At 62.1% G+C, this 21,399-nt stretch carries 23 protein-coding genes; 10 read left to right on the top strand and 13 right to left on the bottom strand.

All coding sequences use genetic code 11. The features are described from left to right. Positions 1–7: 7 nt before the first annotated feature. Genes QRN54_RS03240 through QRN54_RS03230 form a run of 3 tightly spaced genes read right to left on the bottom strand, consistent with a single transcriptional unit; the run spans position 8 to position 2,976 of the window. Positions 8–703, bottom strand: a complete 696-nt coding sequence (locus tag QRN54_RS03240; protein WP_285181569.1) for a hypothetical protein — start codon at positions 701–703, stop codon at positions 8–10. Next, on the bottom strand, positions 700–1,728 hold the full coding sequence (locus QRN54_RS03235; protein ID WP_064443528.1) for an NAD(P)H-dependent flavin oxidoreductase: 1,029 nt from the start codon (positions 1,726–1,728) through the stop codon (positions 700–702). Before QRN54_RS03235 ends, QRN54_RS03240 begins: the two co-directional genes overlap by 4 nt. Positions 1,729–1,773: 45 nt before the next feature. After that, positions 1,774–2,976 carry a YbfB/YjiJ family MFS transporter gene (locus QRN54_RS03230; RefSeq protein WP_285181568.1) on the bottom strand — a complete coding sequence of 401 codons (1,203 nt, stop codon included), beginning with the start codon at positions 2,974–2,976 and terminating at the stop codon, positions 1,774–1,776. A gap of 95 nt (positions 2,977–3,071) precedes the next feature. Here QRN54_RS03230 and QRN54_RS03225 point away from each other — a divergent pair, with 95 nt between their 5' ends. The 3 genes from QRN54_RS03225 to QRN54_RS03215 all read left to right on the top strand — a co-directional run bounded on the left by QRN54_RS03225 (position 3,072) and on the right by QRN54_RS03215 (position 5,209). After that, the gene (locus QRN54_RS03225) at positions 3,072–3,992 is read left to right on the top strand and encodes a LysR family transcriptional regulator (RefSeq protein WP_058227803.1); all 921 of its coding nucleotides are present in this window, start codon (positions 3,072–3,074) and stop codon (positions 3,990–3,992) included. Continuing rightward, on the top strand, positions 3,989–4,675 hold the full coding sequence (locus tag QRN54_RS03220; protein ID WP_058039373.1) for a hypothetical protein: 687 nt from the start codon (positions 3,989–3,991) through the stop codon (positions 4,673–4,675). The genes QRN54_RS03225 and QRN54_RS03220 overlap by 4 nt, the downstream gene beginning before the upstream one ends. 96 nt (positions 4,676–4,771) lie before the next feature. Further along, positions 4,772–5,209 (top strand): SRPBCC family protein, encoded by a 438-nt coding sequence (locus QRN54_RS03215; protein ID WP_007735601.1) that lies wholly within the window; start codon positions 4,772–4,774, stop codon positions 5,207–5,209. Positions 5,210–5,228: 19 nt separating this feature from the next. Here the strand turns inward: QRN54_RS03215 and QRN54_RS03210 are convergent, their stop codons facing one another. Both QRN54_RS03210 and QRN54_RS03205 read right to left on the bottom strand, forming a co-directional pair. Then, entirely contained in the window at positions 5,229–5,696 is a 468-nt protein-coding gene (locus QRN54_RS03210) for a hypothetical protein (RefSeq protein WP_020971317.1), read from the bottom strand. A gap of 128 nt (positions 5,697–5,824) precedes the next feature. Next, positions 5,825–6,451, bottom strand: coding sequence for a class I SAM-dependent methyltransferase (locus QRN54_RS03205; protein ID WP_007735599.1), 627 nt, complete (start codon positions 6,449–6,451; stop codon positions 5,825–5,827). Positions 6,452–6,559: 108 nt separating this feature from the next. Here QRN54_RS03205 and QRN54_RS03200 point away from each other — a divergent pair, with 108 nt between their 5' ends. Beyond that, entirely contained in the window at positions 6,560–6,805 is a 246-nt protein-coding gene (locus QRN54_RS03200; protein ID WP_021346052.1) for a DUF3253 domain-containing protein, read from the top strand. A gap of 42 nt (positions 6,806–6,847) precedes the next feature. On the opposite strand, the gene QRN54_RS03195 is transcribed toward QRN54_RS03200, so the two are convergent. The 5 genes from QRN54_RS03195 to QRN54_RS03175 form a co-directional block, all read right to left on the bottom strand. Then, positions 6,848–7,759, bottom strand: a complete 912-nt coding sequence (locus QRN54_RS03195; RefSeq protein WP_285181567.1) for an NmrA family NAD(P)-binding protein — start codon at positions 7,757–7,759, stop codon at positions 6,848–6,850. A 10-nt stretch (positions 7,760–7,769) separates the two neighbouring features. Continuing rightward, complete coding sequence (locus QRN54_RS03190; protein WP_285181566.1) at positions 7,770–8,270, bottom strand: hypothetical protein; 501 nt, start codon at positions 8,268–8,270, stop codon at positions 7,770–7,772. A gap of 121 nt (positions 8,271–8,391) precedes the next feature. Continuing rightward, positions 8,392–8,910: a MarR family winged helix-turn-helix transcriptional regulator gene (locus QRN54_RS03185; protein WP_003943230.1), complete on the bottom strand. Its 519-nt coding sequence runs from the start codon at positions 8,908–8,910 to the stop codon at positions 8,392–8,394. Between the two features lie 54 nt (positions 8,911–8,964). After that, the gene (locus tag QRN54_RS03180) at positions 8,965–10,425 is read right to left on the bottom strand and encodes an amidase (protein WP_285181565.1); all 1,461 of its coding nucleotides are present in this window, start codon (positions 10,423–10,425) and stop codon (positions 8,965–8,967) included. A 38-nt stretch (positions 10,426–10,463) separates the two neighbouring features. Continuing rightward, positions 10,464–11,690, bottom strand: a complete 1,227-nt coding sequence (locus tag QRN54_RS03175; RefSeq protein ID WP_064689060.1) for an MFS transporter — start codon at positions 11,688–11,690, stop codon at positions 10,464–10,466. A 134-nt stretch (positions 11,691–11,824) separates the two neighbouring features. On the opposite strand from QRN54_RS03175, the gene QRN54_RS03170 reads away from it, so the two are divergent. Continuing rightward, positions 11,825–12,709: a LysR family transcriptional regulator gene (locus QRN54_RS03170; protein ID WP_285181564.1), complete on the top strand. Its 885-nt coding sequence runs from the start codon at positions 11,825–11,827 to the stop codon at positions 12,707–12,709. Positions 12,710–12,776: 67 nt separating this feature from the next. Next, on the top strand, positions 12,777–13,265 hold the full coding sequence (locus QRN54_RS03165) for a hypothetical protein (protein WP_030537159.1): 489 nt from the start codon (positions 12,777–12,779) through the stop codon (positions 13,263–13,265). A 60-nt stretch (positions 13,266–13,325) separates the two neighbouring features. On the opposite strand, the gene QRN54_RS03160 is transcribed toward QRN54_RS03165, so the two are convergent. The 3 genes from QRN54_RS03160 to QRN54_RS03150 form a co-directional block, all read right to left on the bottom strand. Further along, positions 13,326–14,186: an alpha/beta hydrolase family protein gene (locus QRN54_RS03160; protein ID WP_047272388.1), complete on the bottom strand. Its 861-nt coding sequence runs from the start codon at positions 14,184–14,186 to the stop codon at positions 13,326–13,328. A gap of 186 nt (positions 14,187–14,372) precedes the next feature. Then, the gene (locus QRN54_RS03155) at positions 14,373–15,299 is read right to left on the bottom strand and encodes a LysR family transcriptional regulator (protein WP_050654935.1); all 927 of its coding nucleotides are present in this window, start codon (positions 15,297–15,299) and stop codon (positions 14,373–14,375) included. Beyond that, complete coding sequence (locus QRN54_RS03150; RefSeq protein ID WP_019746013.1) at positions 15,296–16,186, bottom strand: LysR family transcriptional regulator; 891 nt, start codon at positions 16,184–16,186, stop codon at positions 15,296–15,298. Before QRN54_RS03150 ends, QRN54_RS03155 begins: the two co-directional genes overlap by 4 nt. 234 nt (positions 16,187–16,420) lie before the next feature. On the opposite strand from QRN54_RS03150, the gene QRN54_RS03145 reads away from it, so the two are divergent. The 4 genes from QRN54_RS03145 to QRN54_RS03130 are packed head-to-tail and all read left to right on the top strand — an operon-like array spanning position 16,421 to position 21,377. Beyond that, positions 16,421–17,293 carry an ABC transporter permease gene (locus QRN54_RS03145; RefSeq protein WP_029256682.1) on the top strand — a complete coding sequence of 291 codons (873 nt, stop codon included), beginning with the start codon at positions 16,421–16,423 and terminating at the stop codon, positions 17,291–17,293. A gap of 11 nt (positions 17,294–17,304) precedes the next feature. Further along, positions 17,305–18,078, top strand: a complete 774-nt coding sequence (locus QRN54_RS03140; RefSeq protein WP_285181563.1) for an ABC transporter ATP-binding protein — start codon at positions 17,305–17,307, stop codon at positions 18,076–18,078. 60 nt (positions 18,079–18,138) lie between these two features. Beyond that, positions 18,139–20,244 carry an ABC transporter substrate-binding protein gene (locus QRN54_RS03135; RefSeq protein ID WP_285181562.1) on the top strand — a complete coding sequence of 702 codons (2,106 nt, stop codon included), beginning with the start codon at positions 18,139–18,141 and terminating at the stop codon, positions 20,242–20,244. Then, a complete protein-coding gene (locus QRN54_RS03130) occupies positions 20,241–21,377 on the top strand; it encodes a CaiB/BaiF CoA transferase family protein (RefSeq protein WP_125052400.1) in 1,137 nt (378 codons plus the stop codon). Before QRN54_RS03135 ends, QRN54_RS03130 begins: the two co-directional genes overlap by 4 nt. The last annotated feature ends 22 nt before the right edge of the window (positions 21,378–21,399 follow it).

The raw sequence follows: 21,399 nt of genomic DNA, 5'->3' as shown, positions 1-21,399 counted from the left end.
GCGTGATTCAAACGTGGTCGTGAACCGGCGACGGAATCTTGTTGGAACGATAAGAGTCTGCGCTCCGGTTCGGCCGCCAGAGACGCCAGTGTTTCGCGGACAACCGGAACGGGAGATGGTCTTGTAGGTGACGAGCACCGGACGACAACCGTTCGTCTGCAGGCAGGTTGAGCCACAGGGACAGTGAGGATGTCGCGTTGCCGAGGGTTGCGCGTATGCCTGACTCGCCGAGAATCCGGCCGTATCCATCCACGGCAAAGCGGCCGAACGCGTCGGGCGTGATGTCGGGATACGGCGCATGGGTGTCCGGGTCGATCAGGCGTACGGGCGCACTGTAGGTCAGTGCCGCCAAAGAACGTCCGTGGGTTGTGACCGCATCGGAACCAACGAGGGCATCGAGCGCTTCGTTGACAGAACCAGGTGGGACGTTCCATTCGGTATGGGTTTGCGCTTTGTAGCGGGGCCCACCGAGGATCCCAGTGGCAAGCTCTGTCAATTGCGCGGTCGGCGCGGGTGGCCCGCCCTGGCGGATCTCTAATGTCCACGACGGCAACGACACTGGTTCGATGCAGGCTTCCAGAAATGTCTGCAGGCGTTGAAATGCCACGTCGGGGCGCTTGACTCGAAGCGAGTGTGCACCACTGGGCAGCCCGTCGTATGTCACTACCTCGGGCAATGTGATGTCCGGTGTCCGCGCCGTCACAGGTTAGCCAATCGCGAAAGCACTACCCCGGCTGGTTCCTCCGTCGCGTGGCGATAGCCAGTACCGGCCCACAGGTGCATTCGCTCGGGATCTGCCTGCGCAACAGCGGCTTTGCGCATCGGGTTGGTCAGGTGATGGATGGCCGGGTACCCGATGGGCGCTTGTGCGTCGTAGCGATCGATGAACTCGTTCCGAAGCGCCCGTGCAGGACGTCCCGTGAAAGCTCTTGTGACGACCGTGTTCCCGCGGGACGTGTCGGCCAGAGCTGCCTTGTGCGGAGCCGAGGCACCACTCTCCTCGGTGCGCAGCAGCACAGTACCGACCACTGCCGCGTCCGCTCCGGCACGTAAGGCAGCAGCGACGTCGGCGGAGGTCGCCAGTCCACCGGCCGCCAATAGCGGAACAGAGGTGCGATGACGGATTTGTGCGATCAGTTCGGTGATCGGTGTTTCTGCCGGAACCTCCAGAGGAGTGAGCGTTCCGGAGTGACCACCGGCAGCTGACGATTGCACGACAAGCAGATCGGCACCGGCTTCGACGGCAAGGAGCGCTTCTGCCGCTGAGGTAACCGTCAACACGACCAGCGAACCGGCAGCGCGCAGCGCATTGACGACGACAGGGCTGGGAATGCCGAAGGTGAAGCTCACTACCGGAACCGGGCTGGCCAGAAGCAGGTCGATCTTGTCCGCGAAATAGTCGTCGTCTTCGACCGGCTCACCGTCAGCCAGTGTGATGCCATAGCGATCCGCCTCGACCTGGATCGCCCTGGCATAGGCACGGTAGGCATCGACATCGACAGGCACCGGGTTGGGCGCAAAAACGTTGACACCGAACGACACTCCCTCGGCGCGCACGGCGTCGATCTGTTCGGACAGAGCCTGAGGCGTCTTGTACCCGGCGGCGAGGAAGCCGAGACCGCCTGCGCGAGAGGCAGCAGCAACAAGTGCCGGTGTGGAAGCGCCGCCGGCCATGGGCGCTGCGATGACAGGGACCTTCAGGTCGAGATCGGTTGTGAGTGCGCTCATTCGAACATCTCCAGTCCTACGTCGGATAGTGCTCCGGCCGTTTCGTCATCTGACATCAAAAACTACCTCCTCAGTCGAGGTGGCTGTCCGAGGGTCCGCATCGAGATCGGAAGGGAATCGGAACCGCAAAACCGCGGCGGCCACTGCCGCGCCCAGAACGACGGCCGCACCCAACAGCAGAGCGTCGCGATACCCGTCTCGCAGCAACGGAGTGACAACGAGTGGGCCGAGAATCTGACCGACGCTGTATCCAGCGGTCAGCAACGCCACGGCGCGTGGGAACTGCAGGTGCGCGCCGATTGCCAACACAATTGACCCGATACCAAGGAAGGTGACACCGAACAGGAAAGCTGAAATCAGTGCGGGGCCGACGCCTCCGATCACAGCAGGAAGCGCTATGCCCACCGCCTGAATCAACAGGGCAACGAGAAGCAGAGTCGGCCTCGACCAACGCAGGCTGAGCCAAGCCCACAGGGCGCACGAGGGAAATGCGGCCAGACCGACCACTATCCAAGCGCCGCTGCCGACCCATTCTGGAGCGGCGAGATCGATTGCGGCAACAAGGAACGTGCCCGCGATGATGTAGCCGATGCCTTCCAGGAAATAGCTGATGAACAAGGCAGTGAACCCGCGTTGGGGAGTGGGAGTTCCCGGCGCGTCCGGTGTGATGACCGGACGCGGTTCCGGCGTCAATCCCCAGGCTGCGACCGCACACACCACTGCAAGGGCCGCAGATGCGAGCCAGGCTGTGCTCCAGGTACCGATGAAGCGGACGACGAACACGAGGACCCCGGACAGGGCGATACCCAGCCCAACTCCGCCGAATCCCCATCCGGCCAGGAATTGGGACTGCCCCCGAAGGTGCGCGTGCAAAGCGCTGACGGCGATCATGAACACGAGGGCACTGGCAATGCCTGCGACGAGCCGCAGGGCGAACCAGATGGATCCGTCGTGGGTAGTGGGCATGAGCGCCAAAGTCGCGATGAGGACCACCAACGACGTGCGCATCACCGCTGCCGAGCGCACCGCGCCGGGAATGAGGATTCCCGCGAGCGCGCCGATGAGGTACCCAACGTAGTTCGCTGTCGCCAGGGTGGCGCCGAGCGAGGCGGACAGACCGGCCTGCGTGTGCATCAACGGCAGAATCGGTGTGTACACGAATCGACCGATTCCCATGCTCGCCGCCAGCGCAGCGGCAGCTTGGACAGCGTGCGCTCGCGGGTCGACACCGTTGTGGACTGTGGTCATGGTCTTATCGTGTGCCCCGGCCGCACCGGACCGCCACGACCGCTTTCCTCCTGACTGATAGGCACAACCTCCCACCGCACGTAGCATGAAGGATCGTGGAGCTGCGTCAGCTGAGATACTTCGAGGTCGTCGCCGAGGAACTGCACTTCGGCCGAGCCGCGGCACGACTACTGATAGCCGGGCCGTCATTGTCGCAGCAGATCATGGCACTCGAGCGCGATCTCGGCGTCAAGCTGTTCGTCCGCGACCGCCGTTCCGTCGCTCTGACGCCAGCCGGCGCGGCGCTGCTCCCCGATGTCCGTGCGCTACTCGAGAGTGCCGAGAATCTGCGACGCCGCGCGGAGCGTCTGTCCGGAGCGGAGCCCGTCCGGATCGGCTACGTCAATTGGCTCCCCACGGATCTGATCGCGCGCACTTCAGGGGTCGCGCAACTGCACGTCGACGCCTGGGTGGTGCCTTCGCACGCGCAGGCCGCGCGGGTAGCGGACGGCAGCCTCGACCTGGCGATCGCCTGGGTGCGGAAAACCGATGTCGCCCAACATGCTCTGAGCGCAAGACTGCTCGGTGCGGATCGGCTCTACGCCGTCTCCACCGGAGAGGACACCACACCGGTGCGGGCACGCGACGTCGTCGTGCTCGTCGACGACGACACCACCTCCTGGTATTCGTGGAACGTCTTCGCCGAAGAATTCGCTCGCGATACCGGCGCACAGATCATGCGCATCAACGACGGTGGTATCACCGGCCCGGCATTCTTCGATCACGTCCGTGCCGTCGGCCGTCCGGTCGTCAACTCGCCCAAAGGGCAGACCATCACGCTGCCGAGCGATCTCACGGCACGCCCGATGATCGACCCGGCGGCAATCTGGACGTGGTCACTCCTGTGTCGTGAGAACGAAACGCGCCCTGCCGTTCTCGCGGCCGTCGACGCTCTCACCCGCGGCGTCACTGATCTCGGAATCCACGAGGACGGGAGATGGCTACCCATGGACGATCCTTACCGGAGGACTCGATGACACGACGCGCTATTCGAGTTTTCTGGGGACGACGGCCGGAATCGGCGCAGGCCGTGGCCTCCCGGTGGCGTCGGACGTTGGAGCAAGTCGAATTCCTGTTGCCCGAGGTGGTCGACGGGTCGTGGCAACAGATCCATTCCGCTGGACCTGCTACTGCCGTGACCGTCGACCAGTTGGCACAGGCCCTCGAGAACGCGCAGGCCGCCGAAGACTGGTCGGATCGTCTGGGAATCGGATTGAGGCTCGTAGCCAGTGGAGGGCCCGAATGGGGGCTCGAACTCTCCGGCTTGGCGGGCGGCGAACCTGAAATCGTCCTTCAGTCGATGATTATTGCCGTCAGCGCGCCGGACACCGCCGAAGTTCCTGAGACAGAACTACTTCGGATGCTCGCCGCGGTGTGGGAACCGGACTTCGGAGATGTCACCGACGACGACATCCTCGACGCTCTCGAAGACGAGTCCGACTATCGCGTCGGTGATCCCGTGATCGGCCGAGTCGGCTACCTCTCGTCCGCTCGCGCTGACGCGATCCCGGGTGACCTCGCAGCAGGCGTTGCCGCGTTACCGGGCGGCGTGTTGCTACAGATCGGGGCCGTCGATGGGGTCGTTCGGGCGTACGAGCGCCTGCGCGAGACCGGCGCACTCGATCCGCTTCCGCGTCCACTGGACCGCGCAGTCCTCTGAAGACGGTTACCGTTTGTCGAGTTTGGGTAGCCCGGGCGTCGGAACGAACTCTCACCGCGGCACTACCGCCGAAAAATGAACCGAAAGGCCCACCGCATGGTTGACGTCACCCGCAAATTCACCGCCGAGGTACCGATCGAAAAGGCTGCGGCGTTTCTCCGCGACTTCGCCAATGCGCCGACGTGGGATCCGGGCACCGAGAGCTGCACGCAGATCTCCGACGGTCCTGTCGGCGTCGGAACCCAGTGGCACAACGTGTCCAAGCTGTTCGGCGTCACCACGGAACTGACGTACACGCTGGTGACCGACGAGCTGAATCACGTTGTTCTCGAAGGAAAGAACAAGACTGCCACCAGTACCGACGACATCACCTTGACTTCGGTGGGTCCGAACTCGACCGAGATCGAATATCACGCGAACGTCGAGTTCAACGGTGCCGCCAAGATTGCGTCGCCTCTCCTGAAGGCGGGATTCGAAGCCAAAGTGGCACCGGAGACGGTGAAGAAGATGACGGAAGCCCTCGAAGCGCTCTGACAAGTCCGTCAGGTTCTTGTCACTGTGTGTTGCCGCCGCTCGCGCCACCGTTGCGAGCTTCGATGGCATCGATGGACTTCGTGAACGACTTTCCCAGCACTTGGGTGCCGACGAGTCCGAGTACCGACGCCAGGAGCTTTCCCTTGAGGTTCTTGCCGTCCCGGACCACGACGGCATCGACATCGGTCAGACCCGTCGGTTGCCGGGTCAGCGTGTAGGTATGGCTCGACGCCCCGCCCCACAGGTTGGAGTCGGTGGTTGTCATCACGACGCGGTGCGGGTCGGTCCAGTCGTAGTGCAGACGCTCCCAGATACCACTGGAGCCCTCGGTGACATCAGCATCGTGGGGTCCTTGTTGGTGCACTTTCAGGTAGCTGTCCGCACTGCGGCCGAAGATTTCCTCACGGCCCGGGCCGAAGTCGGTCAGGCCGGCAAGGACCTGTTCGGGCGTCGCAGTGGTCGTCTTGTGAAGATGGATCGTGGTCATGGCGCCTTCTTTCAACTGTGGATGATCCGGTGCTGAAAAAGCCGGGAAGTGACTCATCCAGCACACCACTCACACGAAATGAATGAAAGAGAATTGCTCGCCCTGTCTCGATCCGCTGTCTCGATCCGCTATTCGACGCCGCGCCGGCTGGCAGTGATTGCGCCGTGCGGCCTGTAGCCGCTCCCCGTCCGGGTATGGGTCTCGATCACGTCGAAACCCGCTGTGACCAGCACCTCGGCAAGTTCGGTCACCGGCCATCGATAACCAGTCGTCGCGGCATGATCAAAAGGCTCTACCGTTGTGCCTTCGAAGAAGCCCACCAGCAACCCACCACCTGGGCGGATCACGCGCGCGAATTCAGCGAGCGGTGCCTCGATATCTTGCGGGTGATGGTGAATGAGCGAGTACCAGGACAGCACGCCGCCCAGTGAATTCGTTTTCGCGTCCAACGCCTCGAAGCCCCCGACCTCGAAGGAAAGATCCGGGTATTGGTTGCGTGCTCGTTCGACGAACTCGGGCACTAGATCGATCCCGCTCACAGCCAGCCCGCTCTGGGCCAGGAAGTCTGTCCACTGCCCCGGCCCGCACCCGGCGTCGAGCACGGGGCCGGTCAAAGTGGCAGCCCAGCTGGTCACCAGGGCCCGATCAGATACGTGCGTCGAATCCATCGAGCCGAAGAGGTCCGTGTACTCCTGGGATCTGGCCGAATACGACTTTCGGACTACGTCGCGGCGCGTTGCACTCGAATTCTCCACGCCGTCAATGATTATCGATGTGCACCATTCCTTCGCCACAACTCGCCGAACCGAAGGTTCATACTCTGTTGAAGGCCTACGGTCACGACCGGAAACTGAGGTCACACGGTGGAAGAGAAAGAACTGGCGGCGAAGATCCGCGAACTACTCAGTGCCCGATCGGCCGAGTCGAGCATCTGCCCCTCCGACGTGGCCCGCGCAGCAGCACCCGACAATTGGCGTCCGCTGATGGAACCCGTCCGAGAGGCTGCCCGCCACATGGTGGCCCACGGCGAAGTGCAGATCACCCAAGGCGGCGAAGTCGTCGACCCGGAATCCGTACGAGGTCCGATCAGGATTCGGTGGGCTCGTTGATCAACCGCGTGACTTCTGGCGGCACTGCTCTCGCAGCGTGTATCAGCGGAAACGGTCCAGATGCTCACGCAGGAACGCATCCAGGCTTCGTGGCTCACGCCCCAGGACACGTGCCACCGTGTCGGTGGGTGACTCCGGGCGCGAGACGGCAAGTTGCTGGATCTCCAGAATGTGCTCGGCCAGCCACGGAGGCATGTGGGCATGATCGACGAGGTTTTGCCGAAGTTCGTGCGGTGGCAGGTCGATATATTGGACGGGGCGATCGAGCATGCGGGTCAGAGAATCGGCGATGCCGCCGTAGCCGACTGCCTCGCTGCCCGTCAGGACATAGGTACCGCCGGCGAGGTCGGCGCGTGTGAGCACGGCCGCGGCGACGTCACCGATATCTCGGCAGTCGATCCAGTTGCACGGCGCGTCCCGCATCGCGCCCAGAATCACCCCTTGCGCAGCCACCGCCGGAGCCAGGAGCAACAGATTCTGCATGAACGCATAAGGGCGGAGCAGAGTGTGGCGGATCCCGGATGCACGCAGGTGTTCGCCGACGGCGTGGTGGCCGCGGGAGAGAGCGATGGGGGAGTCGGCCGCGGCGGCGGGGTCGGAGATCTTGACGATGTGTTCGACGCCGCTCTCGGCGGCTATGTCTATCACACGCGTTTCGAGCTCGACCTGTTCGAGGCCGTTGGCCATGGCGAGGAAAAGTTGTTCGGCCCCTTCGAAAGCCGTGCGCAGCGAAGTTGAGTCTGCGGCATCGGCCGGCACTACTTCGACCAAACCGTCGGCCAAGTCGCCGAGGTGGGCGCGCAGCCTGTCCGGGTCGCGGGACAGCGCTCGGCTCGGCACACCCGAGGATGCGAGACTGTGTAGCAACGCGCCGCCTGTGGTTCCGGACGCTCCCATGATGACGATCATCGTGTTCCTTTCGGTCTTCCCCGGGAAGCCGGGGATCGTTGACATGTGTTGTCTGTCAGGGATTCTGACGGCGCCATCGCCAGCTGACGATGACGGCAGCGACAGCGGCAGATATCGGTAGATCGAGTTGCAGGCGAGCAAGCCAAGCAGTGTCGACCACGCTCGTGTGAGCTGGTAGCCAACGGGAGGCGAACCACCCGACGAGACCAGCAATCACAGCGGCTCCGACGGCAAGAATTGCCGCCACCATGATGCGAGGCAGGGCCGTGGTCCATGGCCGTGACCTCCCGCGACGCTGCAGCCAGGAGCCGATCAGCAACGCCACCACTGCCGACGTGCCCGCGATGGACGTAAATGCCGCCATCGTGAGGCCTGATTGGCCGGATGCGACTCCGCCCGCACCCGCCATCAGCGCAGGGGCAAGGTAGGCGACCAGCACCTCTCTCCACAGGATGAAAGTTCGTGCGCCGCGACGATCGGCAACCGGGTCGAGTCGATTGGAATCGGTTATCTCCCTTTCGTTTTCGCGACGGATCGGTGGGGTGAGTCCGGACATGAAGGAGACCAACTTTCCGATTATAATTAGGTGACTAACTATTTGGGTATGAAAAGAGAAGTCTCTGTCGAGAATTGACGACGATTCGAATCGCTACGCGAATACTTGGAATCCCAGCCGACTACTCCGCAGTCAGCGCACCGATACCGCGAACGACCCGCGAGAGCAGATCCAGAAAGACCGCTCGCTCGTCGACAGTGAGCTCGTCGACCATTTCCTCGAGACGAGCAAAGTGCTCGGGCGCCATGTCACGTAACCGCTGAGCGCCACGAGCAGTCAGGACGACCACCGCACCACGCCCGTCCTCCGCGGACGGACGTCGAGCGACCAAACCCTCCTGCTCGAGCCCATCGACCAGGCCGGTGACCGTGGCCCGCGAGACGCCGAGATCAGCGGCCAGACGTGAGGGAGATTTCTCCCCGTCGTGGTCTTCCAGATCCGCAAGCAGTCGGTAACGGCCGGTCGACAGCCCATACCTCGCGAAGTGAACCTCAGTCGCTCGACCGAGTCGCGCGCCCGCCGAGATCAGCCGCACCGCAACCAGCACCGCCTGCGGATCGGACCCGAGGCCGTAATGCTCCAACTGCCGCCGCGCCTGATCCAAAGTGGGTGAGTCGTGATCGGTTCCGTCCACTGCCATGCAACTAATATGGCACCTAACTACATTCTGGTCAACCCTCCACCAGAGCTAGCTTCAAACGCCGAACAATACCTGCGGGGCCGCATGGCAGTCCGGGTGATTGCCGGGATACGGCAGGACCTTCTCGAGGGCGAGCCCAATCGCAAAGGCCGTCTGGTCGTCGTACGGTCGCGTAACTATCTGTGTGCCCGTGGGGATTCCGTTCCGAGCGAAACCTGTGGGGATTGTCAGCACCGGGCAGCTACTCAGGATGTTGAAGGTGATGGCCGGTACAGCCTCGAGGTAGAACTCCAATTCTGTTCCAGCCACATTGATTCCGCGTTCGACGTAGTCGTCGCCGGCAAGAAAGCCCTCCGTCGCCACTGCCGGAGTGATCAACGCGTCATAGGTATCGAACAGGGATCCGATCGATGAATACAGTTCGGCTTCGATCGCGAGCCCGTCGAGGAAAGTCGCATCACCACGAGTGCGACGTGCCCATCGCGCGAATTCCTTCGCGTACTCCGTGACCTTGTCGGGGTGCGCGGACGCTTCGGCAGAGATCGAAGCACCGAACACGTGGTCGTAGTGAATGGCGGCCGCGCGCATGACGGCAGTGCGGGACAGGTCGACTTCGATGATCGCCGCGCGTGCGCCCAGCGCAGTGAGGGTGTCCACCAACTTGGCGGTGTTGGCGGCAACGTCCGGATCAACCGGCCAGTCACCCAACGCGGGGATCACGGCGATACGCATTCCTGTCAACGAATGCGTTGCGAGGCCGGACAGCGGCGATGCCGGTACATGCGAGGCAATGTCAGTGGAGGTCGGTCCCGCGATGACCGACTGCATTGTGAGGCAATCACTTACGGTGCGAGCCATCGGACCGCAGTGGCAGTAGTGATCGAGATTGAAGGGCGGATCAACGGGGACACGGCCATGCGGTGGCTTGAACCCGACAATTCCGTTGAACGACGACGGAGTTCGGATCGATCCTGCAACATCGGAACCGGTAGCCAAGTGCGTCATACCGGTGGCAAGTGCGACTGCCGATCCACCGGAAGACCCACCGGAGGAGTATTTCGGGTTCCACGGATTGCGAGTGACGCCCCACAACTCGGACTGTGTGAACGCGGCCGAGGAGAATTCGGGCGCCGTCGATCGCGCGTGGACGATGGCACCGGCGTCGATGATTCTCTGCACGAAAGTGGAAGTGTGAGTGGCGATCACATCCTCATAGACCTTGGACCCTTGAGTCCAAGGTTGTCCTTGCACCGGTTCATCCTCTTTCACCACAACGGGAACGCCGGCGAGCGGAAGGCTGACATCCGAGCCGCGGGCGTAGTGGCGTTCCGCTGACTTCGCTTGTGCTCGTGCGGTATCGAAGAAAGTGTGTCCCAATGCGTTCAAGGTTGGGTTGAGCGCCTCGATACGTTCGATGGTGGACTCGAGCACGTCCACCGGAGAAAGCGATTTGTCCCGGTAGCGTTCGAGCATCTCGGCCACATCCATGAATGCCGAAACGGGTGTCTGGTGCATATCTGTGGTCCTGCCTCTATAGAGGTTTGTGTGGGCGACTAGTTTGTCAGTTCGCGCTCTGCCACGACGGGACTGCGGAATGTCGCGAGCAGCATTGCGAGAGTGGCAATTCCCGCGGCTGTCCAGAAGACCGTTTCGGAACCGGAGTGGTCGTGAATGCGTCCGCCCGCGAACGCACCGAGCGCGATGCTTGCATTGAAGACTGCAACCCACAGAGCAGAAGCGGCCTCGCGGTGAACGGGAGCGGCTTGTGCGATCCATGTTTGAGTACTCACCGATACACCACCGTAGAAGAGGCCCCAAGCCGCCATGAGCAGAGCAGCTGCGATCAAGGTGGTAGCCGAGATCGGAAACAGGGCGAGTGTGACCGCTACTCCCGCACTGAGGATGACGACCACAGCCTTCGGGGACTTTGCAGCGGATGGCCCGGCGATGAAGTTGCCGACGACGCCCAGAACCCCGTAGATCAAGAGCATCGTGCCGATCTGTGCAGGGCTCAACCCTGCGAAGAACTCCAGCCCCGGACGCACATAGGTGTACGCCGCGAAATGAGCGGTGACGATGAGCGCGGTAATCGCGAATCCGACCCGGACTCCTGGGTTCCGAAAGGCCGCCACGAGACTCCCGAGCGACAAGGCCCGATCAGCTGGCATCGTGGGTAGGACAGCGATCATGGCGATCGCGATCAGCGTCGCCGCGCAGCTGAGAGTCCAGAATGCCACGCTCCACCCGGCCGCTGCTCCGATATACGTCCCCGCGGGGACACCGAGAACTGAGGCGACCGCGATTCCGCTGAAGATGATCGTGGTCGCCAACCCGACGGATCTGGTCTCCACCAACCTGGGAGCCAGGCTTGCGGCGAGCGCCCAGACTCCACCCATGCTCACGCCTAGAAGGACGCGAGCCACAGCGAGGACAACGAAGCTCGGAGCAAGGGCCGTGAGGGCGTTCGCCGCTGCGACTAACAGCATCAAGACGATGAGCGTCGACCGACGATCGAAGCGCCGGGTCACGATGGGCACAAACGGGGCAGTGGCCGCTGCCACCAATCCGGTAATGGCCAGTGAGAGCCCGATGGTCCCTTCGCTTTCCACCAGGTCAGCACCGATCGGGGTGAGTAGCCCGACCGGCATCATCTCTGCCGCGACAACGATGAAGGTGGACGCTGCGATCAGCGCGACCGCAGCCCAGTGGTTCTCAATGGTGTGTGCGTGGGTTGAGGACGTGGACGCAGGGCTGTTCTGTACAGATGCGGAGTGGGGCATGTAACCAGAGAAGCTCCTGCACGCCGATGGATCAACGGCGAATCGCTCATCCAACCATTAGCTCAATTCATCGATGAGCCATGATGGAGTGGTCGAATGAGTCCAGGGTCGGAGTGAATATGTCGGAGCCCCCGATGCGTGAGATCGAGTGCTTCCTCGTTCTCGCTGAAGAACTGCACTTCGGTCGCACCGGCGAGCGGCTGTTCATCTCCCAGAGCCGAGTGAGTCAGCTGATCAGCGCGTTGGAGCGTCGTATCGGCACCAGCCTGGTAGCGCGGACCAGTCGCCGCGTTCACCTGACTGAGTTCGGCGCCGAATTTCTTGCGTCGTTGGCTCCCGCCCATCGGGCGCTCGTCGGAGTAATCGAGGACGCTCAATCGAGAGCACGCAACACGCCGACGCCGTTTCGGGTGGGTTTCCAAGGAGCAATTTACGATTCGATTGCGGCTGCTGTCTCTCGTTTCGAGATACAACATCCGCAAACATGCGTGACCATCAAAGAGTTACCCCTGGGTGATCCGTTCAGTGATGTACTCGCCGGGCGAATCGATGCGGCAGTGGCCCTTCTCCCCGTAGATGAGCCGGAACTGACAACCGGGCTCGTCTTTTCTCGACAGCCCCAGACCCTCGCCGTCTCAGTCCATCACCCGTTCAGCGAACTGGGCGTGATCGACGCCGAGCAGTTGGCGCAGATCTGTCTCGTACCCATCACCGGCCCCGCCCCCGACTATTGGCAGCGTGTGAATTCCCCGAGCACGACGCCGGGCGGAGCCACGATTACCACGCAGGGTGGGGCGAGCACCGTTCAGGAAGGCCTGTCGCAGGTCGCATTCAGTCAGGTCGGCCTCATCCTCTGCGCTGCAACCGCTGCATACAGCCAGCGCTCGGACATCACATTCGTACCGATCAACGGATTACCCGAATCTGCTTTGGGTCTCGTGTGGCGTACCGATCTCGAAAGCCCACGACTTCGCGCTTTCGCGAAAGCGATCGAGGAAGCACACACCTGTCCCTCCTGACGTCGATCAGTAAGTCGCGGAAGGAGTCCGGGGCATTGAGATGCATCGTGTGTGAGATGATCGCGCCATGTCTGCGATCACCGACTACTTCACCGCGCGCACGGATGAGCATGCCACCTCTGCCCTCGAGGGACTCGTCGACTTGGAACCAGAGGTGATGGAGGCGAACGCAGCTTCTCGCCCGCGGATCCAGTTGGCTGCGAGTGGGACTCCAGTTCTGCAGGCGAAAGGCGTCGATCCAGTTGTCGCGCTCGGCCGACTGGAAGCAGCCCTCACCGCTCGCCCCTACGACGAAGTTGCAAAAGGTCCACGCTGCGGGAAACTCGTCGCGATGAGCGACGACGGCGACACCCTCGTGCTCACGGTTACCGACGAATTGCGTGATGCACTAGCGGAATTGAACGCAGAAGGCGTCGCGGCCGCTGCGGCCGCCTGGGCGATCGACGAGACCAGTGAACCGTCGGAGGACTCAGTGCCGTTCCTGACCGCCTTCGTCGAACTAGCGACCAGAGCTGTGGCTCAGGGCGAACGAATGTACGGCTACGTCGTCATTTGAGCTTCGCAACTCCGCCGATCTGAACAGACAGGTCGATCGTCTTCGACTCCCGACTTACCGTCAGCCCGGGATCTGCCGGGCCAGATCGTTGCGGTCGAAGTCGGAGAACTGCTGGGTGTCAGTGCAGTATCCACAGCTCGCTCCGAAGAACTCGGTGCGAGCGTTCGGATCGTCGAGTAGCCAGTACCGCAGCCACGCCGTGCTCGGCCCGCGCATATCGCCGCCGTTGATCGCCGTACCGAAGTGCGTGGCGCCGCGCAGTTCCAGATACTCGGCAGGCACGTGGTCTGCGTCCTCGTACATCGCCCGCACGATCGCCGGCCAAACGATTGCGTCGGCCTGGCCGGCCAGATAGAGAACGGGCTCGTCGATGAGATCGACATCATTGAGCGGGCCTGGTTGGATCGCGACGGCGGTGTCGACGCGGTCGTCGATCGCCGCGTTGATCGCCGCAGACCCGCCCTGCGAGTGCCCCACCGCACCAATATGTTCCAGGTCGACTTTGCCGAAGAAGACGCTCGACGGGCTGGCCGCTTTGTCCGCGATGAGGTCGATTCCCGACCGCATGGTGATGGCGAAATTGCTTGCCGGGGTATTGGCGGCGACCACGATGAATCCGTGGCTGGCGTAGTGGCGCAGCAAAGAGGTGTACGCACCGGGGAGCACACCGGTCCCGTTCCCCCAGATCACAACAGGGTGCTTCTCGCCGCGCGCGCCGAGCTGGCGCGGGTAGTACAGAGTGTGCACCAGCCCGATCGAGACGTTCGGCGTGTACGGCCCTGCACTCGCCCAATCGTGCCCGACGCTCGGGATGCCGGGCGCATCGGCAGCCGCTGTTCCGGTTGCGCCCGTGAGTCCTAGCGTCGCGCACAACGCAACCGCCGCTGCAGCATTCACGAAATGTTTCAGAGACTTTCGCATGAAAGTCAACCTTTCGAAGTTGATCCGGAGTGACGTGTATTACATATTCACGGGAAGGCAACCCGTCGGCTTTGTTTCAGGAAACGGACTATCCCAGAAGTGTTGTGTCTGTGGACAAAATCATCGTTCTCGGTGGATGCCCGGGCGACGCGAATACCCAGAGCGCAAGGTCGAGATCGCCTCGGCCTACGGCTTCCGCGCGGATTGCTCGGCACACAGCCGTAGGAAATGTTCGACGATCTGCGTGTTCTGGCCGTCCCTTGCCACGGCTGCGATCTTCCGTGGGGGCAGTTCGAATATCTCGCCCACAGTGCACCCGCGTTCGGATGCTCGCTCGGCACTGGAGAGTTCGAGGATGACAGCACCGATCCCTTCGTACGCGAAATCCGCGAAGGCATCGCGGTGCTGTGACCTCATCACGAATGCGTGGTCGATTCGCGGTTCGATCGACCGCAGATGGCGATAGACATCGGAAGTTTCGAACCGTGGTGCGACAACCAAGCCGATGCGCATGAGATCTTCGCCGATGAATACCCCGTCCACCGGTGGCGGGGTACCGGGCGGGCAGACGAGCCGCAACTTGTGGTCCGGAAGGCGCACCGTGCGCGTCCCGGGAACACCGGTGGGCAGCGACTCCATTATTGCCACGTCAGCGGTGCCTGCCATGACCGGGTGAATCGCATCGGCCACGGACGACCCAGGCGGATCCGAGATGGTGATCCTCAGGTTCGGCACCTCCGTGCGCAGCGCTCCGAGCAGTACCGCTGCGGGATCGTCCGCAAGGCTCGCTGTCGTGGCAACACTGAGGTGGGGGACTGCTGACAGTAAGAACTCGCGCTCGACCACTAATCGGTCGAGCGCGGCCAGCGCTTCGCGTGCTGGATCGATGAGATTCCGTCCGCGCGCAGTCAGCGTCGCGCCGGTCCGGCCTCGATTGAAAAGCCGTCCTCCGACGCGTCTTTCGAGCCGCGCAATTGATTGAGAGACGCTCGATGTTCCCGTGAACTGATTTGCCGCTGCCGCCGTGATACTGCCGTGTTCGACGACGGCAAGGAAGTCTTGTAGCTGCCGCGGATCGATTCGCGGGGTGGCGGACTCTCCGAACTTGCTCATCCGGCGTTCCCCATTCCACCTTCGTCACGTAATCGGCTGGTCGTCTCGATAAACGCTTGTGCCGCAGGCGATGGCGTCGAACCGTGGAACATCCAGATATCACGAGTGAGAGGGGGCCGAGTACGACACAGCACCACACCTTCTCCGACTGTATCGGCGACAGATTCGGGAAGGAAAGCGACGCCGACTCCCGCGCGTACAAGTGGGATCATCGAAGCCACAGAGATAGTCTCCGCAACCACCGCCTCGTCCACAGTGCCTTCGCCCAGGCGTTCCGCCAACAGTCGCCGAGTGACATCGTCACGCGGGCTGGTGATCAATCCGATTCGCAACAGATCCGTCAACGCCGCTGCCCCCTCGCCTTCACTTCGTGCGGCCGGCACCAGCGCAACGATTTGTTGCCGGCCGAGAAGGATACGTTCAACGCCCTCGTCGAACACCTCGTCCACCCCGAGGCCGATATCAGCCTGACCCGAGGCGACCACCGTTCCGATTCCGTCGGTGTCATTGCTGAGCATCGTCACCGCAACGTTCGGAAATTTGCTTTTGAACGCACCCAGGGCCGTGGCCGCTGGATCACGCGCCAGTGTTCGCGGACACACGACCGTCAGCCGACCCCGCTGCACGACGTTCAATGGATGCAAAGCGTGATCCAAATCCCGGTATGCCCGAAGTACTTGGGCCGCCGGACCTGTGAGATCGCGTCCAGCGTCGGTCAGGGTGACTCCCCGCGAGCCACGGCGGACGAGCGTCAGGCCGCACTCTTTCTCCATTCTGGCGAGAGCCTCCGAGATTGTCGGCTGGCTGACCCCCAGTCCGCGAGCCGCAGCGGAAATGCTGCCCCGATCAGCAAGGGCGAGAAAGTATTCCAGATGACGCCGGTCCATTCGGGGTTCCCTTCTCGTGGCAGTCCTCGCGCGCGCCCGATTTTGCGCCCGTCAGGCATAGGGAAACCCTATGGCATACCTCTCGAATGTAGCGTAGACGGGAAGAAGAATCCCGTGATCTGCTTCACATATGAACGCAGTGAGCAACAACCCGGGGAGCTTCGACCAGAGGCACCCGTCTGCTTTTGTCGAGCACCTATCGCCGCCTGCGAGCACCACGGAGGAGGCGCCGAAATGACCGAAACCATCACCGCAAGTTCGCCATCCGGTGCTACGTCACCCCGTTCTGCGAGGCGGGCACGCTCTGAGCCGAAGCCCGCTCGACAGCGTCGATCCGGTACGCGACTCACCATCGGGGTACGACTGGCCCAGGTCGCGCTGCTTCTGGTCCTACTCGGAGCGTGGCAGCTCGTCGCATCGCAAGGTTGGATCGAGCCAGTTCTGGCCAAAACGCCAGGCGAGGCCTGGGCCTACTTCACCGCAGCGGTGCAGTCGGGCGAGATTTCGTCGAACTTGCGTGCCACGATGACTGCCGTCGTGATCGCGTGGATCCTCGCTAGCGCAGTCGGGGTGGCGGTCGGACTCTCTCTCGGACTGCTTCCGACCCTCGAACGCATCATGAGTCCGTTCCTGGATGCGGCGAATGCCATGCCACGTCTTGCGCTGGCGCCTCTGCTTATCGTCATCTTCGGGATCACGATGACGGCGAAGGTCGCTCTCGCGTTCACACTCGTCTTCTTCATCGTCTGCTCGAGTGCACGAGCCGGTGTGAAGTCAGTGGACGACGAATGGCTCCGACTATCCACTGTCCTGAATGCCAGTAAGACACAGGTGTTCTGGCACATCCTCCTCCCCGTCGCAACACCTGGCATTTTTGCCGGTCTTCGGTTGGGGCTGATCTATTCGCTACTTGGCGTTGTCGGTTCGGAACTGATCTCGTCACGGGACGGGCTGGGCCAGCTTGTGTCGATCTACTCGGCCCAGTTCCGGATGGAAGCGGTCTACGCGATCCTCATACTTCTCGCAATCGTCGCAGTCGTCCTCAACCAGGTCATGAACTTCGCCGAGCGCTACCTCCTTCGGTGGCAGCCGCCGGCTCGACGATGACAGGAATCATCATGGATACCAACGTGATTACACCCGCCGTACAACTCGACGGACTGACGATATCCTTCCCCTCACCCGACGGGTCGACGAAAACTGTGGTCGACAATCTCGACCTCACCATCCCTCGCGGACAGTTCGTGAGCTTGGTCGGCAGGAGCGGTTGCGGAAAGACCACTCTGCTCAACGCGCTCGCTGGATTGGTAGACGCAACAGAAGGGAAGACCGAGGTCCTCGGCACAGCGCCATTCGACGCCCGTTCCCGGATGGGCTTCATGATGGCCCGAGATGCGCTGTTCCCGTGGCGAACAGCGCAGAAGAACGTCGAATACGGTCTCGAATTGAGGGGAGTACCCAAGGCGGAGAGACGAACTCAATCCGCGCGCTGGCTTGCGGCCGTTCAAATGTCCGAGGCGTCACGGCTGTGGACTTGGCAACTCTCCCAAGGGATGCGCCAGCGTGTCGCGTTGGCCCGAACGTGGGCACTGGATCCGGACATCTTGTTGATGGACGAACCCTTTGCCGCCCTCGATGCGCAAACCCGAGTCGAAGTACAGCGAGAATTCCTCGAGCTTTGGCAGTCCGAGGTCGGCCGGACGGTCATCTTCGTAACCCACGACCTCGGCGAAGCCATCTGTCTGTCCGACCGCGTTCTGCTGCTCGGGGCCGGCCGGGTGATCGACGACGTCAGCATTGACATCGAACGCCCCCGCGAACTCGAAACCCTCACCGCCGAACCTCGATACATCGAAATCTTCAACCGGCTGCGTGGTCAGCTCGACCACTGATGTGCCCAGCCAACTCAGATTGATTTCTGATGCGCCCAGCCATCAAGGAACAGGAATCCCATGAAACTTCGACCTTTTGTCGGCACAGTCATTGCAGCGTCCCTACTGCTTTCCGCGTGTGGAGGGGGAGGGCGTCCGAACGACGGTAGCGTCGCCATCGGGGTCTACCCTGCGAGTGCTTTGTCCCTACCTGTCTACGTCGCCGTCCAACAAGGAATGTTCGACAAGGAAGGCCTCCACGTCGAGCTCATCGACGGAAAGAACGGGCCCGAACTCATCAGCGGTCTCATCGGCGGTACAACCGATCTCGCGGTCGGTGCACCCGGAACCGTCGTGCCGGCCATAGAGCAAGGGCAGAGTCTGCGGCCACTGTCCCCGTACGGGTCGATCGATCTTGCGATCGCCGTGACGAAAGACAGCGGCATCACCACCATCGAGGATTTGCCCGGCAAGCGGATCGCCATACCGTCACGTGGCGGCGCGGCCGAGCAATTCGTCAATCAGCTTCTCGCAGAACGACACATCGACGCCTCCACGGTGCAATTCATCGCAGCGGCACCTACCGCGAGTCAGATACCACTCGCACGAAAGGGCGACATAGATGCCGCCGTTCTCACCGCTGCCAGCCAGGCCGTATTCGACGCTCAAGGAATACCGATGACGGCGATTACAGAAGTAGACCCGGTGGGCTCTGACGGCGTGAGTTCATACGGCCTGGGCACGGTGCTCGTCACGACAGCCACATTCGCTGAATCCGATGCTGCTGCCCCCGTGTGTGCGGCGCTCGAGGCCGCAGCAGGGTGGATAGCCGATCCCGCGAACGAGCAAGCAGGAGCTCAACTTCTCACCGAGCGAATGAATGTTCCTGCTGACAAAGCCAACCAGGTGTGGGCTTCGCAGAAGACCCTCTGGCCGGTCGAGATTTCAGCCGACCGATGGACCCAGAACGTCAGATGGGTGAACAACCAGACCTCGGGCAAGTCCGACGCAGACGTCCCTTTCGACCCCTCTGCTGACCAACGCCTCCCATACACAATCCAGTTCGTCTACCACGAGAGAGAAGAAACGATGACACAACTCGCTGACCAGTCAACACAATCCGAGTCCCAGCACGATCGCCGGCAGCTCACCGAGGCTTGGTCTGCAGTCACCGACAGCCTTGCGACATTCGGTTCGACCGCTGCCGCTACCGGATCGCCGCTGGACAGCGCCGAAGGTGTACGGCACGCACTTCGCCTGTTCGGATACCTCGCCGAGATGAACATCGAGCGCCAAGACGTGCTCCGGCCTGAACTCTTCACCCTGATGTCACCGATGCGAAAGTTCTGGGGAGACGGCATCGACGTCGACTACTGGACTGCGATGATCGACCCCAACGAGACATATCGCATTCACGGTAACCGTGGCACAGTGCCCTACGTCGCCGTCCTCGCCAATCGTGTGGGCGCGTCTGGGACCGACAGGGTCGCCGACAACATCGTCATCGACGACAAGGTGTGTGACGCGGACGGCAACTTCGAGATCTTCGTCGCACAAGAGCTGGAGGGGCGCAGCGGCATTCGGCTGGATGAGCGCTGCTTCGACGTTGTAGTGCGTGTGTATCACAAGACGCGTAACGCGGAGATCGATCCCGTTCTCCACATCGAGCGCCTCGGTCCGCCGCCTGGTGCACGCCCCGATCTCGACACGGCGTGGCTGGCCCAGCGCCTCACGAAACTTGCTCGTGGCATGGACGTGAGCCTTCGACGCAGTCTTCAGCTCATCGAAACACTCAGTCAGTCTCCCAACGAGATTCGCGTGACCTCGGAGCAACGAGGGTGGGGAGACTTCTACGGCACCAGCTCCAACCAATACATTGCCGGCTGGTGGTCACTGAAAGACGCTACTGCCGTCGATATTACATTCACTCTCCCGGACTGCACCTACTTCGGAGTGATGCTGTACAACCACTGGTTCGAGTCCTTCGAGTACCGCGACCACACCGTCAATCTCAACGACGCGCACTTCGAGCGCAATGACGATGGAACCGTGACAATCCGAATCGGGGGAGTAGAAGGTGACAGAAATCGATTGAACCCCTGCAACCACACCGAAGGCATCTTGTTGGCGCGCTGCCTGGAGCCCGCTGAGGATGTCACTTCGCCTCATGTGGAGATCATTCGATGACCGACGAAGTAGACCTGCCGTTGGCAGGTGTCCGAGTAGTGGAGATCGGTCAACTGATCGCAATACCCAGCGCCGGGCAGCAGTTGTCCGATCTCGGCGCCGAGGTCATCAAGCTCGAGCCTCCAGGTGGTGAACCGGCCCGACAAATCGACGCCGACTACGCGCGCGGCATCTTCTACGGGTACAACCGTGGAAAGCGTTCAATCTGCCTCGACCTCAAAGACTCCGCCGATCTGCAGCGAGCTCGGGATCTGATCGCGTCGAGCGACATCTTGCTGCACAATCTTCGCCCGGGAACCCTCGATCGATTGGGATTCTCCTCTGCCGAACTCCAACGCCTGCGACCGGAAATCATCGCCGTCTCGGTGAGCGGGTACGGGGCGGAAGGCCCGTCCGCCACCCGCGCGGGGCTCGACATCGCTGCGCAAGCAGAGAGCGGACTGATGTCGGTGACGGGTGAGGCGGATAGCCCGCCACAACGTGTGGGCGCACCGGTCATAGATCATGCAACGAGCTACGTTGTCGCTCAAGCGGTACTGGCAGCGCTACTTCGACGTGAGCGCACCGGCAAAGGATCGTCCGTCCGAGTCTCCCTGCTGGACGTCGCAATCCACTTGCAGACCGCCAACTGGATCGAGTGGCAGGTATCCGGAAAGCCCATGAGTCGCAAAGGGAACGGACAACCGAGCGTCGCACCGGCGGCAGACGTCTTTCGTGCCGTCGACGGCGAGCTGGTGATCAGCGGATACCAACCGCAAGCCTGGATTGAACTGTGCAAGGCAATCGACCTGCCGGAGTTGGCCGACGACCCGCGGTTCACCACCAACGCGCTGCGCGTGGAAAACCGTGCAGACCTCGTCGCCACGATCGAGAAGCAGCTTTGCCATCGCAGCGCCGCTGAGGCAGTAGAGCATCTCACTGCGGCCGGAGTGGTTGCCGCAGTTGTGCGTGACTACGACCAGGTAATTTGCGCCGACGATGTGATCGCGAACCGTACCTTCATCCCCGGCACCAACGAACATGGCGAACAGTATTTGACGCCTGCCATGCCCTATCGCGCCGAACCTCCGATGGCACGAACTGAACTTTCACAGGTTCCGGCCTTGAACGAGTGGACAACATCGACGCGCTGAATGCGCCGTTCGGGTCGAAATT

The sequence above is a fragment of the Rhodococcus sp. MEB032 genome (assembly GCF_030208925.1).
Classification (GTDB): domain Bacteria; phylum Actinomycetota; class Actinomycetes; order Mycobacteriales; family Mycobacteriaceae; genus Rhodococcus_F; species Rhodococcus_F qingshengii.
The sequence above is the reverse complement of the archived record's forward strand: the minus strand, read 5'-3'. Positions and strand labels throughout refer to the sequence as shown.